This window comes from Amycolatopsis thailandensis (assembly GCF_002234405.1).
Classification (GTDB): domain Bacteria; phylum Actinomycetota; class Actinomycetes; order Mycobacteriales; family Pseudonocardiaceae; genus Amycolatopsis; species Amycolatopsis thailandensis.
Window position 1 is genome coordinate 1 of record NZ_NMQT01000094.1, and the last position, 14,926, is coordinate 14,926.

The window sequence follows — 14,926 nt, forward strand, 5'->3', positions numbered from 1 at the left end:
ACGCCACATTTGCCTTACCCCTCAACAACCCGAATCGCCACTCACGACCACAGTGCGAGCGGGCCGGAAGGCGTGACTCGCGTGATCAGACACGTGACTCGCTCGCGGCCGGGGTTCGCCGCGAGTCGTCCGCCTGGACACACGTGTCGTCCATCTGATCACGTGTGCCGTCCCTCCGGTCACACCCGACAGTAGAGACGGTTGGTTCTATTGAGGGGCAGGGCAAAGGTGTCATGTTCCCGGTCCTTGTTCCCAATGTCGCATTTGAGGCGCTCAGCGTCTCAAATGCGACATTGGGAACCTCCTCACCGCTGCCCTTCACGGGCAAAGGAAAAGCCCGGACGCGCGAGGCGCGTCCGGGCTTTTCGGTGTTACGGGCTCGAACTCAGAAGTCCATGCCGCCCATGCCACCGGACGGGTCGGCGGGAGCGGCCGAGGCCTTCTCCGGCTTGTCCGCCACGACGGCTTCGGTGGTCAGGAACAGCGCCGCGATGGAAGCGGCGTTCTGCAGCGCGGAGCGGGTGACCTTCGTGGGGTCCGGCACGCCGGCGGCGAGCAGGTCCTCGTAGACACCGGTGGCGGCGTTGAGGCCGTGACCCTGCGGGAGGGACTTGACCTTCTCCGCCACGACGCCGCCTTCGAGGCCGGCGTTGATCGCGATCTGCTTGAGCGGCGCCTCGACGGCGACCTTGACGATGTTGGCACCAGTGGCCTCGTCGCCCTCGAGCTTCAGACCGGCGAAGGCGGCCTCGGCGGCCTGGATGAGAGCGACGCCACCACCGGCGACGATGCCCTCTTCGACGGCGGCCTTGGCGTTGCGCACCGCGTCCTCGATGCGGTGCTTGCGCTCCTTCAGCTCGACCTCGGTGGCGGCACCGGCCTTGATGACGGCCACGCCGCCGGCCAGCTTCGCCAGACGCTCCTGGAGCTTCTCGCGGTCGTAGTCCGAGTCCGAGTTGTCGATCTCGGCGCGGATCTGGTTGACGCGACCCTGGATCTGGTCGGCGTCGCCCGCACCCTCGACGATGGTGGTCTCGTCCTTGGTGATGACGGCCTTGCGCGCCTTGCCCAGCAGGGAAAGGTCCGCGTTCTCCAGCTTGAGGCCGACGTCCTCGGAGATGACCTGGCCACCGGTCAGGATCGCGATGTCCTGCAGGATCGCCTTGCGGCGGTCACCGAAGCCCGGGGCCTTGACGGCGACGGACTTGAAGGTGCCGCGCATCTTGTTGACGATCAGGGTGGCCAGGGCCTCGCCCTCGACGTCCTCGGCGATGATCAGCAGCGGCTTGCCGGACTGGATGACCTTCTCCAGCAGCGGCAGGACGTCCTTGACGGTGGAGATCTTGGAACCGAAGAGCAGGACGTACGGGTCCTCGAGCTCGGCTTCCTGACGCTCCGGGTCGGTCACGAAGTAACCGGAGATGTAGCCCTTGTCGAAGCGCATGCCCTCGGTGAGCTCCAGCTCGAGCCCGAAGGTGTTGCTCTCCTCGACGGTGACGACGCCTTCCTTGCCGACCTTGTCCAGCGCCTCGGCGATGAGCTCGCCGATGGTGCGGTCCGCGGCGGAGATCGACGCGGTGGCGGCGATCTGCTCCTTGGTCTCGATCTGGACGGCGGCCTTGTGCAGCTGCTCGGTGATGGCCTCGACGGCCGCCTCGATGCCGCGCTTCAGGCTGATGGGGTCGGCCCCGGCGGCGACGTTGCGCAGACCCTCGCGGACGAGAGCCTGGGCGAGCACGGTGGCGGTGGTGGTGCCGTCACCCGCGACGTCGTCGGTCTTCTTGGCAACTTCCTTGACGAGCTCGGCCCCGATCTTCTCCCACGGGTCCTCGAGCTCGATCTCCTTGGCGATGGAGACACCGTCGTTGGTGATCGTCGGCGCGCCCCACTTCTTTTCGAGCACGACGTTCCGGCCCCGCGGGCCGAGGGTCACCTTGACGGCTTCGGCGAGGGTGTTCAAGCCGCGCTCAAGACCGCGGCGGGCGTCCTCGTCGAACGCGATCAGTTTGGCCATTGCGGTGTGGTCCTCCGGTATTGGGCGCCGCCGCACGCCTACTACTACAGCGCGGCGGCAGGACTCTTCCTCGGCCAGGCTCGGTGCCCGCGACGGACGACCCACCCTTCTCAGGGTGCGGCCTCACCGTCCCGACCTTCAGGCGTGCGGTCGGTGACCGCTCCGCCTGGCACTCGACGGCGTCGAGTGCCAATGTCGTGTTTAGCACTCTCCAGGGTCGAGTGCAAGAACCGCAGGTCAGAGCGGTGCGGTAGCTGAAGGGGACTTTCCCCTAATCAGACGCGGCGAAGGACGCTTTCACCACATCGCATGCGGTGAAAGCGTCCTTCAGCCCTCCGTCTCAGTTGCTCGGCTTGATCGAGATCGACGTCGGCGGAGCTTTCGCCGAGGACCCCGGGGCCTGCGACTGCGAGTTGCCGGGACCGACCGGGATGTTCGGCGCGGTGGTCTGCGGTCCGTTGCCGCTGTTCGAGTCACCGAAGATGAAGATCGCGGCGACGATCGCGCCCGCGACCACGAGGACGCCGACGATGATCCAGATCCACTTGGCGCCGCCGCCCTTCTTGGGCTGCTGCTGGAACCCGCCCTGCTGCTGGTGCGGCGGCGGGCCGTAACCCGGAGGCGGCCCCTGCTGGAAGCCACCCTGCTGCTGGAAGCCGCCTTGCTGCGGCGGCGGGCCGTAGCCCGGAGGCGGCCCCTGCTGGTAACCGCCCTGCTGGAAGCCACCCTGCTGCGGCGGCGGGCCGTAGCAGGGGGGCGGCCCCTGCGGCGGCAGGCCTTGCGGCGGGGGGCCCTGCGGTCCCGGCCCCTGCTGGCCGTAGCCGGGCTGCTGTCCTCCGTACGGGTGCACGGGGCCCCCCTCTCCCTGTGGCGGCGTGTTCTGCCGTGGCGGTACCGCCTGCTGGACGGTCGCGGCCGCCGCCTGCCCGGGCGGGCCCGGGGGCTCGTTCGAAGTCGCGAGCGGACCCAGGGCATGCCTGGCGGCCGCGATCATCTCAACACAGTTCGGGTAGCGATCGGCGGGATTCTTCGCCATTCCCTTCCGGACGACCTCGTCGATCCCGGCGGGGAGGCCGACGATCCGCGAGATGGCCGGGGGTTCGCCGTTCAGATGCCCCTTGATGACCGTCTGCACGTCGCCCTTGAAGGGCGGGCTGCCGGTCAGGCAGGCGTAGAGGACACAGGTGAGCGCGTACTGGTCGGTGCGGCCGTCGAGCGGCTCGCCGCGCAGGTGCTCGGGGGCCGCGTACGTCGGCGAGCCGAGGAAGTCGCCGCCGCGGGTCCGGTGACCGGTGGCGCCGCGGCGGGTCAGGCCGAAGTCGGCGACGTAGACGTGCTCGCGCGAGGTCTCCTTGCTGGTGACCAGGACGTTGGCTGGTTTGACGTCGAGGTGCACGAGACCCCGGTTGTGCAGGGTGTCGAGCGCGTCGGCGACCTGGTCGAGCATGGTCAGGGCGCGAGCGGGCGCGATGGGGCCGCCGGAGATCAGCCCGGCGAGGTCCCCGCCGTCGACCATCCGCATGGCGATGTAGAGCATGCCTTCGAGCTCGCCGAAGTCGTACAAGGGCACGACGTTGGCATGGTCGATCGCGGACGTGTTCCGCGCTTCGTCGACGAAGCGCTCGCGGAACTCGGCGTCGGCCCCGAGGTGATCACCGATGACCTTCAGTGCCACCTTGCGTCCGAGCCGCACGTCCGTGGCCTTATAGGTCACGCTCATGCCGCCCTTGCCGAGCACACCGTCGATGCGGTAGTTGCCCAGCCGGCGACCGGTCAGGTCCCCCGACTCATCGCCTGTCACGCAGCGCAGCCTAACGCGCCAGTTCCCAGGGCCGCCGGGGGTCGCCCGAAGTCCTCTTATGAGACCTTGCGTACGTCCGCGGCTTGACTCCGCCCGTCGCGGCCGGATTGGACTTCGAATTCCACGCGATCCCCCTCGTCGAGCGTCCGGAATCCATCGGCCTGAATGGCCGAGTAGTGGACGAAGACGTCGGGCCCTTCAGTGGATTCGATGAATCCGTAGCCCTTTTCCGAGTTGAACCACTTGACGGTGCCGACTGCCACGGCGCCCTCCCTCAGCACGGGACCCGCCGCCCTCGTCTGCCCCGGACGGCGGTTTGAAGTGCAGTTCACGCTACCCGAATTACCGGCGTCGGCAATGCTCAATTCGTCCCAAGGTCACCCGCGAGAAAGCCGCCTATTGCGCGCTTGCACAAGGACGCGTCCTGGTCCTGCGAAGTCGAGCGCGAGCCCTTCGCCGGTGCGGACCGACTGCGGTCCGGACTGGTCGACGGCGCGGAGACGGCACTGCACGGTGTCCGGATACGCCAGCAGGAAGTCCGGCCGCACCGTGACGAGCTCGCCCGCGGTGAGCTCGAAGGCGTCGACGGGGCCTTGCGCGGCCAGTACGAGCGGACCGCTTCCGCTGTAGTGCTCCAGGAAGCCGGAGTCCGCGCCGAAGAGCTTTTGCAGCGGCGCCCAGCCGGGGTCCTGCCGGATGGTCGCCGGCCGGGCGAGGATCGCGTCCCGGCTCACGCACCAGCCCGCGCCGCCGGTGAATTCCAGGGGGTAGACGTCCCCGGCGGTCAGCGGCGCGAAGTCGATCCAGCCGCCGCCTTCGGGCGCGTTGAACACCGACGGCGCGGCTTTGCCCGCCCGGGAACCTCCGCGCGCGGGCACGGTTTCGGTGATGCCGAAGCTGCTGGCCAGCATGGTGTCCCCGGCGGCCTGGACGGCTTCGCCGGGGGACAGCAGCACGCGTGCGACCCCGAAGTTCGGGGTGTGCCTCGTCTGGACGCGCATGCGCTCAGCGGGAGGGGACCTGGGCGATCACCCAGGCGGACAGCGCCGACGGGTTGCGGGTCTGGGTGAGCAGCTGGCCCGGCCCGGCGAAGTCGAAGACGAGGCCTTCACCGCTCTTCATCGACTGGATGACGCCCGTGGCGACCTTGCGGATCTGGTACTGGACGGTGTCGGCGAACGCGACGACGTGCCCGGTGTCGATGGTGATCACCTCGCCCTGCTGGAGGGTGACCGTCTCCAGCGCGCCGTAGCAGGCCACGACCAGCGGGCCCTGTCCCGTCGCGTGGGTGAGGAAGCCGCCCTCGCCGCCGACGAGGTTCTTGAGCCCGCCCCATTTGGTCTCGGTCTGCACGCTGTGGGAGGACGCGAGCCACGAGCCGCGGGTGACGCACCAGCCGGTGCGGCCGTCGAGGTTGATGACCTGCATGTCGCCCGGCAGGTTCGCGGCGACGTCGACCCAGCCGCCGTTCTGCGGGGCGGTGTAGGTGGAGATGAAGAAGGACTCGCCGGAGAGGAAGGCGCGGCCGAGGCCCTTCATGATGCCGCCCTGCGCCTGGGACTGGACCTGCACGCCATAGCTCGTCGCCATCATCGCGCCGGACTCGACCTGCGCCGGTTCCCCGGGCGCGAGCATGAGCCTCGCCACCGCGAACGATGGCTGGTGACGGATCTGAACCTGCATGTCTTCTTCTCCCCGGGTGGTTCGTCGTGACGCGCAGAGTCTTGCATGCGGGGCCCGAGGCGGGAGGATGGTCCGGTGATCTCCGTCGACGCCCACCGTGAGACCGTCACCGGCCTGCTCGGAAACGCCCCCGTCATCAGCCTCCCGCTCGCCTCCGCCGCCGGGCTCGTCCTGGCCGAGGACGTCCTCGCGGGGGTTTCGCTGCCTCCCTTCGACAACTCCGCGATGGACGGTTACGCCGTCCGCGCCGAGGATGTCGCGGAAGTCCCGGTGACGCTGCCGGTCGCCGACGACATCCCCGCGGGCCGGATCGAGATCGCGAAACTGGAGCCGGGTACCGCGCACCGGATCATGACCGGTGCCCCGCTGCCGCCCGGCGCCGACGCGGTGGTGATGGTGGAGCACACGGACGGCGGCGTGACGGACGTCCGGATTCTCAGGACGGCCGTCCCGGACGCGCACATCCGGCATCGGGGCGAGGACGTCGTCGAGGGCACGGTGGCGCTTTCGGCGGGGACGGTGCTGGGCCCGGCGCAACTGGGCCTCGCGGCGGCCGTCGGGCTCGCCGAGGTGCCCGTGTTCAGGCCGTTGAAGGTGCTCGTCGTGTCCACCGGGACCGAACTCGTCGACGCGCCGGAACCCTTGCGGCACGGGCAGATCTACGAGTCGAACAGCATCATGCTGGCGTCCGCCATCCGCGCGCTCGGCTGCGAGGCCGAGGTCGTGCGCAGTGTCGTCGACGACGTGGACGAGTTCCGCGCGGTGATCGAGCCGCGGCTGGCGGACGTGGATCTGCTGGTGACCTCGGGCGGCGTGAGCGCGGGCGCGTACGAAGTGGTGAAGGACGCGCTGACCGGGCAGGGCGTGGAGTTCCGGAAGATCGCGATGCAGCCGGGCGGGCCGCAGGGCTGCGGACGCTGGAACGGTGTGCCGGTGGTGACGCTGCCGGGGAACCCGGTGAGCGTGCTCGTCTCGTTCGAAGCGTTCCTGCGGCCGGCGTTGCTGTCGGCGATGGGACATACGGGCGTCGACCGGCAGCGGGTGCGGGCGCGGCTGACCGAGGCGATGAAGTCCCCCGCCGGACGGCGTCAGTTCCGGCGGGGCTTCTACACGCATTCCGAGGGCGAGGTCACCGGGATCGTCGGACCGCGCGGCGGGCCGGGGTCGCATCTGCTGGCGTCGTTCACGCAGGCGAACTGCCTGATCGTGCTGCCGGAGGACGTCGACTCGGCCGAGCAGGGCGACGAGGTGACCGTCCTCCTGCTCTGACCTGCGTTTAGCGGGCTAAACGCGATCCGCGGGGAAGTCGCGGCGGCGGCCGATCGGGGTGAAGAGCAGGGCGAAGACGGCGACGACCTCCAGCCCGGCCATCAACCCCAGGGTCTGCCGCACGCCCGCGACCTCCCCGAGGAAGCCGCCGAGCAGGCCGCCGAGCGCGATCGCGCCGAAGCTCAGCACGGACATGCTCGCGGTGACCCGGCCGAACATCGCCGCCGGGACGTAGCGCTGCTTGAAGGTGGCGTTGAGGACGTTCGAGCCGACGACCCCGGCGCTGAGCGCGAACCCGGCGGCGACGAAGAAGGCGAGTCCCCAGCCGCCGTTCGCCAGTGGGCCCAGCAGCATCATCAGTGCCCCGAAACCCTCGCAGAGCACGAAAGCGCGGGCGGTGCCGATCCGCGCGGCGAGTTTGCCCGACAGCGCGGCGCCGAAGACGCCGCCCGCGCCGACGAGCGCGAGGACCAGGCCGACGGCCCCCGGTCCCACTCCGAGGTCGCGGGCGAGGAACACGACCTCGATCGACTGGTAGCCCATGAGGGCGACGTTCGAGACCGCGCCGAAGACCGCGAAGACGCGCAAATACGGGTCGTGGACGACGAACGCGAGGCCCTCGCGGATCTCGTCCCGCAGCCGCGAACGCGGCCCGGCCGGGCGCGCGGGTTCGCGATACCGGATGGATCGCAGGCACAGCACGGAAATCCCGAAGCTGACGGCGTCGGCGAGCACCCCGGTGACCGCGCCGAAGCCCTGCGCCAGGAGACCGGCGAGGCCGGGTCCGCCGATCTGCGCGGCGGATTCACTGCCCTGCAGCTTCTCGTTGGCCTCCTGCAGCTGCTCCTTGTCGACCAGCGAAGGCAGGTACGCGCGGTACGCGACGTTGAAGAACACCTTCGCGACGCCGCCCACGAAGGCGACGACGAGCAACTGGGTCATCGTGAGCAGACCGAACCAGGCGGCGACCGGGACGCTCAGGAACACCAGCATGGAGAAGGTGTTGCACGCCAGCATGATCGGCCGTTTCGGCCGTCGGTCGACCCAGGCGCCGGCGGGCAGGCCGATCAGCAGCCACGGCAGCCAGGCGGCCGCGGTCAGCAGCCCGACCGCGAACGTGCTCGCCTGCAACGCGACCACCGCGACGAGCGGTAGCGCGACGACGGCGATGGAGCTGCCGAGCACGCTGGTCGTCTCGCCGGTCCACAGCAGCCGGAAGTCTCGGGAACGCAGCAATCCGCCGCGTTCGCGGACGCTCACGGCCGGGCCGGGACGGCTCGGGTGGAGATGAAGACGGGACGGCGTTCCTGGCCGTCGTCGGGGAGCTCACGGCCGCTGTAGGACTTGATCAGCTCGTGGACCTTTTGTTCGAGTTCGGCCAGTTCGGCGACGGACATCTTCGCCCAGCTGTCGGTGGCGAAGGCGGCCCGATGCCACTCCTCGGGGTAGCTCTCGCGTTCCGCGAACCATTGGCGCGCCATGGAAACCTGGCGTTCGAGGGCGAGGGATTCGGCGGCGGCCGCGACCGGGTCGTCGGGGAAGTCCGACGGTGACCAGGAAACCGCGTAACTCGCGCGGCGCCACCAGCGCTCCCGCCGGTCCCTGGCGAGCTCCGGCGCTTCTTCGACCAGCTCGACGGCGGCCAGCACCTTCAGGTGGTGGCTGACGTTCCCCACCGCCTGCCCGGTCCGCTCGGCGAGCACGGACGCCGTGCACGGGCCGTCGAGGCGGAGGACGTCGAGCAGGCGGCGCCGCAGCGGATGCGACATCGCGGCGAGCACCTTCGAATCGTGGACTTCGTGTACCTCACGGTCGGCCATGACGCACAACAGTAGTTGCACAAGAGTTCTTGTACAAGTGTCTTTGTGCACTACTCCATTCGCGTCGGTAATCTCGGGGTATGGGCTTCTTCTCGTGGATCGTGTTCGGTGCCATCGCCGGGTGGCTGGCCAACGTCGTGGTGGGCGGCCCGGACCGCCGGGGCGGCTGCCTGTTCAGCATCCTGGTCGGCGTGCTGGGCGCGGCGCTGGGCGGTTTCATCTACCGGCTGGCGACGGGCAACGAGCGGTCCTTCGAGTTCGACTTCCCCAGCTTCGGCGTCGCCATTCTCGGCGCGATCGTGCTGCTCGCCCTGCTGCGCCTGGTGCGGGGCTCCGGCAGGAGCGACTCGTACCGCCGATGACCAGCGGAGTAACCGTTGGTAACGGTTTACTCGCGACCGGTGATCATCGACGTCCGGCGCACTAGAGTGGGACGTTCGCTCAGTTCCAGCGGCCGCGTCCGGGTGCATGTGCCGTCGGGGGGCATATGCACCTGGACGCGCGTGCGTCGGCGATGAGCGAGGCGGCGCGGACGGGGTCCACGAGTGACGGCATGGGCGCCGCCGAAATGTCCCTCTTCCAGGCTCGGAACAGCTCGGCGAGTCGTTCGCCTGCGGGGTCCGGACTGGCGGGCATGCATGGTTCCTCAAGGTCGGTCATCGGCATCAATTACCTAGAGTTATCGCTTATTTCCACCTTCCGTTACCGGGATGTGGTGCCTCCCACCCGGGCCGGGGAAACCCTTCCGGGGGAGGCCACGGCCCGGCCCCGGACAGGGCGGTAGCGTGGTGGCTCTTCCTGTCCCGACCCCCCGACACGAACTGCGGTGAACCCGACCAATGAGCGGCAACCGGCCGGAAGCCACTGGTAATCCCCTCGCGCACGCCGTGAAGCTGGCCCGCGAGACCGTTCCGCCGATGCACCCGGCCGGCAGGCCGTTCGTGTTCGGCGGTCTCGCCGCGACGCTGGTGCTGCGGAAGTTCTCCAAGCGCCTCGGTGTCGTCGGCGCGCTCGCGACGGCCGCCACGGCCGCGTTCTTCCGTGAACCCAAGCGCGTCCCGCCCGCCCAGTCCGGCCTCGCGGTCGCGTCGGCGGACGGTCTGGTCTCGCTGATCGAAGAGGCCGTGCCGCCGCCCGAGCTGGGGCTGTCCGCCGAACCGCGGATGCGGGTGAGCGTGTTCCTGTCGGTGTTCGACGTGCACGTCCAGCGGATCCCGGCGTCGGGTGTGATCGAACGGGTCGCGTACCGGCCCGGGAAGTTCCTGTCCGCGGACCTGGACAAGGCGAGCGAGGACAACGAGCGCAACTCCGTGCTCATGCGCACCGAAGACGGCCACGAGCTCGTCGTGGTGCAGATCGCCGGGCTGGTGGCGCGGCGCATCCTTTGCGAAATCCGTGAGGGCGACAAGGTCGGCGTCGGCGCGACGTACGGCATCATCCGCTTCGGCTCGCGAGTCGACCTGTACCTGCCCCCGGGCAGCAAGGTTCTCGTCTCGAAGGGCCAGCGCACGATCGGCGGCGAGACGCCGATCGCCGAGCTGCCCACGGCGCCGCACCCGGAAGGCTGATCCATGGTCCGCGTGACCACTCCCGGCGTGCGGCTGCTGCCCAACGCCATCACGGTGCTCGCTTTGTGCGCCGGTCTGTCGTCGGTGCAGTTCGCGCTGATCGGCAACTATCCGATGGCGATCGCGTCGATCGGGATCGCCGCGGTGCTCGACAGCCTGGACGGCCGGATCGCGCGGCTGCTGGACGCGACGTCGAAGATGGGGCAGGAGCTCGACTCGCTGTCCGACGGCATCTCGTTCGGTGTCGCGCCGGCGCTGGTGCTGTACGTGTGGCACGCCGAGGGCGAGCGGATCGGCTGGGTGGCGTCGCTGATCTTCGCGGTCTGCATGATCCTGCGGCTGGCGCGGTTCAACACGCTGATCGAGGACACCGAGCAGCCGCCGTACGCGGGCGAGTTCTTCGTGGGCGTGCCCGCGCCCGCCGGCGGCCTGCTGGCGATGCTGCCGCTGATCCTGGAACTTCAGTTCGGGCAGGGCTGGTGGTCGCACCAGTACGTCGTGTGGGTGTGGACGATCGCCGTGGCCGCGCTGCTGATCAGCCGGATCCCGACGCTTTCGCTGAAGACGGTGAAGGCGCCGGCGAAGGCGATCGCGCCGCTGCTGGTCGGGGTGGGCCTGCTGGCCGCCGCGATCATCCAGTTCCCGCTGGTGGCGCTGGCGATCGCGCTGGTGCTGTACCTGGCGCACATCCCGTACTCGGTGTACCGGCAGCGCTGGCTCGCCAAGCACCCCGAGGCGTGGATGGCGCCGCCGCGGGAACGGCGCGCGATCCGGCGTTCTTCGAGCCGCCGCCGGCTGGGCCTGCGCCCGCCGCTGCGGCGTGTGGTGGCCGGTGCCGCCCAGCGGGTCCGGCTGCAACGAGGCGAACAGCACGTCGCGCGCGCTCCGCGCACCCTCACCGACAAGGACCGGGAGAACGCCCGGGGCCCGCGGCGCCGCTCATGGCGGCGAATCGGCCTCCGCAAACGCTGATCCCCACCCGACTCTTCGCCAACTCCCCACCCCCAGCCCCCCGCCCATCCCTGGGGGACGGCCCCGCGCCCAGCGTATCGGCGCCCCCGGACGGGACCTGGGGAAACGGGGGTGAAAGGCGGTAGTTGTCCACAAGTGGGTGTTCCTGTGGACAACTTGGGGACAAACATGAACAGCGCTCACCTGCCCGCCAGGTCCCGGATGTTGCGAAAGCCACGTTCGCAACGTTGAAGGTTGCGAACGTGGCTTTCGCAACGTCCGCCAGGCCGGGGGGCGGGAGCCTGGCACGAAGTGTCATGAAAGGGTCGTTCAGGACGAAAAGTGTCCTGAAAGACCCTTTCATGATATCCGGGGCAAGACCCGAGCCAGGCGCGCGTCTCGTTCCCCGGCGACCCGCCCGGGGGTTCCTGTCCTTCGAGCGCTGGGAACGGTCCGCGTGGATAGGGTGACGGGGTGAGCGCACCCCAGATCACGCTGACCGTCCGGCACACCCCGTCCGCCTTGGACTCCCGCCGCGGCGTCGTCCGGCTGCATCCCGAAGTCCTCGACGCGCTCGGCCTGATGGCCTGGGACGCGGTCCGCGTCACCGGCGCGCGGGTCAGCTCGGCGCTGGCCGCCCCGTCGGACGCGGAGGGGATCCCGGGCGTGATCCTCCTCGACGACGTCACGATGTCGAACCTCGGCGTGACCGAGGGCTCGGAGGTCGTCGTCGCCCCGGCGGAGGTGTCGGCCGCGAAGACGGTCACCGTGGCGGGCTCGCGGATCGCGAGCGTGTCGCTCTCCCCGCACACCCTGCGGCTCGCCCTGATCGGCAAGGTGCTGACGGTCGGCGACGCGGTTTCCCTGCTCCCCCAGGATCTCGCGCCGCCGCCGGGCTCCGACGTGTCCGCCGTCCGCGGTCAGCTTTCCCGCGCCATCGGCATGACGTGGACGAACGAGCTGCTCACGGTCACGGCCACCGAGCCGTCGGGGCCGGTCGCCGTCGGACCGTCCACTGTGGTCAGCTGGCGCGACGGCGCCCGCACCGGCGAGGCCGAGCCCGCCGCCGCGCCCGCTCGCGCCGGGACGACGCTGGTCCGCAGCACGCCCGCCACCCCGCACGAGGATTTCATCGACGCCGAGATCGTCGAAGACGAGCAGATCGACGAGGTCGCCGAGGAATCCGTGCCGCCTCTGTCGGATCTCGCCGGATCCGAATCGGCAGCGCGCAAGCTCGCCGAGTGGTTCGACCTGGCCTTCCACCGCCCGGAACTGCTCGCCAAACTCGGGACGTCGGCGCATCTGGGGGTCCTGCTGTCCGGGCCGGAAGGTGTCGGGAAGGCGACGCTGGTCCGTGCCGTGGCGCAGGCCGAGAAGGTGCGGGTGGTGTCGATCGCGGCGCCGAACATCGCCGTTCTCGACCCGAACGTGGCCGCCGCGCGGCTGCGCGAGGCGATCGAGCAGGCAACCCGCGACGAAGAACCCGCCGTCCTGATGATCACCGACATCGACACGCTGCTGCCCGCGTCCCAGCCGCCGCCACTCGCGACGGTCGTCCTCGACGACCTGCGCAAGGCCTTGCGCAACAAGGGCTTCGCCGTCGTCGCCACCACCGGACGGGCCGAGTCCACCGATCCCCGGCTGCGCGCCGCCGACCTGCTCGACCGCGAACTCGGCCTGCCGCTCCCGGACGCGAAGACCCGCATGGAACTGCTGCGGGTGCTGCTCCGCGAAGCCCCGCTGGAGTCCGGCGTCGACGTCGGGCCGATCGCCGAACGCACCCCCGGCTTCGTGGCCGCCGACCTGATCGCGCTCCGCCGCGACGCCGCCCTCCGCGCCGCGTTGCGCCAGCGTGACGCGGACGAGCCACGCATCTCCCAGCAGGATCTGCTCGACGCGCTGACCACCGTCCGCCCCATCTCGATGTCCACTTCGGACAATCTGGCCACCGGCGGGCTGACCCTCGACGACGTCGGCAACATGACCGACGTCAAGCAGTCGCTCACCGAGGCGGTGCTGTGGCCGCTGCGCTATCCGGACTCGTTCGCCCGCCTCGGCGTCGACCCGCCGCGCGGCGTGCTGCTGTACGGGCCGCCCGGCGGCGGCAAGACGTTCCTGGTCCGGGCCCTCGCGGGCACCGGCGCGCTGAACGTGTTCGCGGTCAAGGGCGCCGAACTGATGGACAAATGGGTCGGCGAGTCCGAGCGCGCGGTGCGGGAACTGTTCCGCCGCGCCGCCGAGGCCGCGCCGTCGCTGATCTTCCTCGACGAGATCGACGCGCTGGCCCCTCGGCGCGGCCAGTCCTCGGACTCCGGAGTGTCGGACCGGGTCGTCGCGGCCCTGCTCACCGAGCTGGACGGCGTCGAGCCGATGCGCGAGGTCGTCGTCCTCGGCGCGACGAACCGGCCGGAGCTGGTCGACCCGGCCCTGCTGCGGCCGGGACGGCTTGAGCGCCGCGTCTACGTCCCGCCGCCGGACGCGCACGCGCGTGAGGCGATCTTGGCCGCCAGCGCCAAGAACACGCCACTCGCGTCCGATGTGGACCTCGCCGCGTATGCGGCCACTTTGGACGGTTACTCGGCGGCGGACTGCGCGGCGCTGATCCGGGAGGCCGCGCTGACCGCGATGCGGGAGTCGCTGGAGGCCAAGGAGGTCACCGCCGGGCATCTGGCGAAGGCGGCGGAGACCGTGCGGCCGTCGCTCGACCCGGCCCAGCTGGCGGCTCTGGAGGCCTACGCGCAGAACCAGGTCTGAAGTACATGAAGGCCCCCTTCCTTGCGCCTGGCGCAAGGAAGGGGGCCTTCATGTACTGCTGCTAGGAGCCGCCGCTCTTGTCGTTTTCGTCGTAGTCCTTGGTGAGGATCACGATCACGCCGGCGGCGGCGTTTTGAATGCCCTCGAACCTCGGCTGGGCTTCGATGCCGAACTCCAGCGCCAGCGCCTTCGCCGCGGCCTCCTCGTCGGTGCCCGGCCGGTAGTAGGCCGCCGACTTCGGGAGCTTGCCCTGGTGGGGGCCGACCTCGGTGACGTTCCAGCCGGAGGCGCGGAAATCGTTCGCGGCCCGCTCGGCGAGACCCTGGATCAGGCTGTTGTTGTAGACGCGCACTGTCACCCACTTGTGCGCCGCCTGCTGATCGCCCCCCGGCTGACCCGGGCCGGGCTTGCCGGTCTGCCCAGGCTGGCTCGCCGGGGGCGCGGAGCTCGCGGGCGCGCTCGACGGCGGCGCCGACGAGGCGGGCGGTGAGCTGGCCGGAGGCGTGCCCTGCGGCTCGGACGAAGGCGGTGTCGCGCCGTCCGACGTCGTGGGCGTCGTGCCGGGCGGTGTGGCGGTGTCCGAGTCACCGCCGCCGCTGGTCAGGGTGATCCCGCCGATCACGGCGGCGATCACGGCGACACCGACCAAGGCCAGTCCGGCGGCCTTCATCGGCCGGGACAGACCCGAAAACAGACTCATGAGAGATCGATCCCCAGTCGCCGGGCCGCGCGATTGCGCTGCCGGGCCGCTCGCGTCTTTCGCAGGCGCTTCACCAGCATCGGGTCGGCCTGCATGGCTTCGGTCTTCTCGAGCAGCCGGTTCAGCAATTGGTAGTAGCGTGTCGACGACATCGAGAAGCGTTCGCGGATGGCCTGTTCTTTCGCGCCGGCGTATTTCCACCACTGACGTTCGAACGCGAGCATGTCGAGTTCGCGCTCGCTGAGGCCGTTCACGGTCTCCGACGGGGACGGCTGGTCGGGCTCGGCCATCGACTCCGCGGCGTCCATCCGACTCCTCGCAATCAGGTCAGTGCTCGGCGGCGTGAAACCACAGGCTTGTCATTCC

14 protein-coding genes are annotated in these 14,926 nt (G+C 70.0%); 5 read left to right on the top strand and 9 right to left on the bottom strand.

What is annotated here, in order from left to right:
- Positions 1–385: 385 nt before the first annotated feature.
- From groL to CFP71_RS25475, 5 genes are all read right to left on the bottom strand, one after another.
- The gene (gene groL, locus CFP71_RS25455; RefSeq protein ID WP_005164277.1) at positions 386–2,014 is read right to left on the bottom strand and encodes a chaperonin GroEL; all 1,629 of its coding nucleotides are present in this window, start codon (positions 2,012–2,014) and stop codon (positions 386–388) included.
- A gap of 340 nt (positions 2,015–2,354) precedes the next feature.
- Entirely contained in the window at positions 2,355–3,815 is a 1,461-nt protein-coding gene (locus CFP71_RS25460; protein WP_093936469.1) for a serine/threonine-protein kinase, read from the bottom strand.
- 56 nt (positions 3,816–3,871) lie between these two features.
- Positions 3,872–4,078: a cold-shock protein gene (locus CFP71_RS25465; RefSeq protein WP_005164266.1), complete on the bottom strand. Its 207-nt coding sequence runs from the start codon at positions 4,076–4,078 to the stop codon at positions 3,872–3,874.
- Positions 4,079–4,192: 114 nt separating this feature from the next.
- Positions 4,193–4,816 carry an AIM24 family protein gene (locus CFP71_RS25470; protein WP_005164264.1) on the bottom strand — a complete coding sequence of 208 codons (624 nt, stop codon included), beginning with the start codon at positions 4,814–4,816 and terminating at the stop codon, positions 4,193–4,195.
- A gap of 4 nt (positions 4,817–4,820) precedes the next feature.
- Positions 4,821–5,498 carry a TIGR00266 family protein gene (locus CFP71_RS25475; RefSeq protein ID WP_005164262.1) on the bottom strand — a complete coding sequence of 226 codons (678 nt, stop codon included), beginning with the start codon at positions 5,496–5,498 and terminating at the stop codon, positions 4,821–4,823.
- 75 nt (positions 5,499–5,573) lie between these two features.
- On the opposite strand from CFP71_RS25475, the gene moeA reads away from it, so the two are divergent.
- Positions 5,574–6,767 carry a molybdopterin molybdotransferase MoeA gene (gene moeA / locus CFP71_RS25480; RefSeq protein WP_093936470.1) on the top strand — a complete coding sequence of 398 codons (1,194 nt, stop codon included), beginning with the start codon at positions 5,574–5,576 and terminating at the stop codon, positions 6,765–6,767.
- Positions 6,768–6,782: 15 nt separating this feature from the next.
- Here the strand turns inward: moeA and CFP71_RS25485 are convergent, their stop codons facing one another.
- On the bottom strand, positions 6,783–8,027 hold the full coding sequence (locus CFP71_RS25485; protein ID WP_093936471.1) for an MFS transporter: 1,245 nt from the start codon (positions 8,025–8,027) through the stop codon (positions 6,783–6,785).
- On the bottom strand, positions 8,024–8,587 hold the full coding sequence (locus CFP71_RS25490; protein ID WP_093936472.1) for a winged helix-turn-helix domain-containing protein: 564 nt from the start codon (positions 8,585–8,587) through the stop codon (positions 8,024–8,026). The genes CFP71_RS25485 and CFP71_RS25490 overlap by 4 nt, the downstream gene beginning before the upstream one ends.
- 80 nt (positions 8,588–8,667) lie before the next feature.
- Here CFP71_RS25490 and CFP71_RS25495 point away from each other — a divergent pair, with 80 nt between their 5' ends.
- From CFP71_RS25495 to CFP71_RS25515, 4 genes are all read left to right on the top strand, one after another.
- Complete coding sequence (locus CFP71_RS25495; protein ID WP_093936473.1) at positions 8,668–8,949, top strand: GlsB/YeaQ/YmgE family stress response membrane protein; 282 nt, start codon at positions 8,668–8,670, stop codon at positions 8,947–8,949.
- A 477-nt stretch (positions 8,950–9,426) separates the two neighbouring features.
- A complete protein-coding gene (locus CFP71_RS25505) occupies positions 9,427–10,155 on the top strand; it encodes a phosphatidylserine decarboxylase (RefSeq protein WP_093936474.1) in 729 nt (242 codons plus the stop codon).
- A 3-nt stretch (positions 10,156–10,158) separates the two neighbouring features.
- Complete coding sequence (gene pssA / locus CFP71_RS25510) at positions 10,159–11,127, top strand: CDP-diacylglycerol--serine O-phosphatidyltransferase (RefSeq protein WP_093936475.1); 969 nt, start codon at positions 10,159–10,161, stop codon at positions 11,125–11,127.
- Between the two features lie 453 nt (positions 11,128–11,580).
- Positions 11,581–13,860, top strand: coding sequence for an AAA family ATPase (locus tag CFP71_RS25515; RefSeq protein ID WP_093936476.1), 2,280 nt, complete (start codon positions 11,581–11,583; stop codon positions 13,858–13,860).
- 61 nt (positions 13,861–13,921) lie between these two features.
- On the opposite strand, the gene CFP71_RS25520 is transcribed toward CFP71_RS25515, so the two are convergent.
- Both CFP71_RS25520 and CFP71_RS25525 read right to left on the bottom strand, forming a co-directional pair.
- The gene (locus CFP71_RS25520) at positions 13,922–14,560 is read right to left on the bottom strand and encodes a LytR C-terminal domain-containing protein (protein ID WP_093936477.1); all 639 of its coding nucleotides are present in this window, start codon (positions 14,558–14,560) and stop codon (positions 13,922–13,924) included.
- A complete protein-coding gene (locus CFP71_RS25525) occupies positions 14,557–14,868 on the bottom strand; it encodes a DUF3263 domain-containing protein (RefSeq protein ID WP_005160574.1) in 312 nt (103 codons plus the stop codon). The genes CFP71_RS25520 and CFP71_RS25525 overlap by 4 nt, the downstream gene beginning before the upstream one ends.
- Positions 14,869–14,926 lie beyond the last annotated feature (58 nt).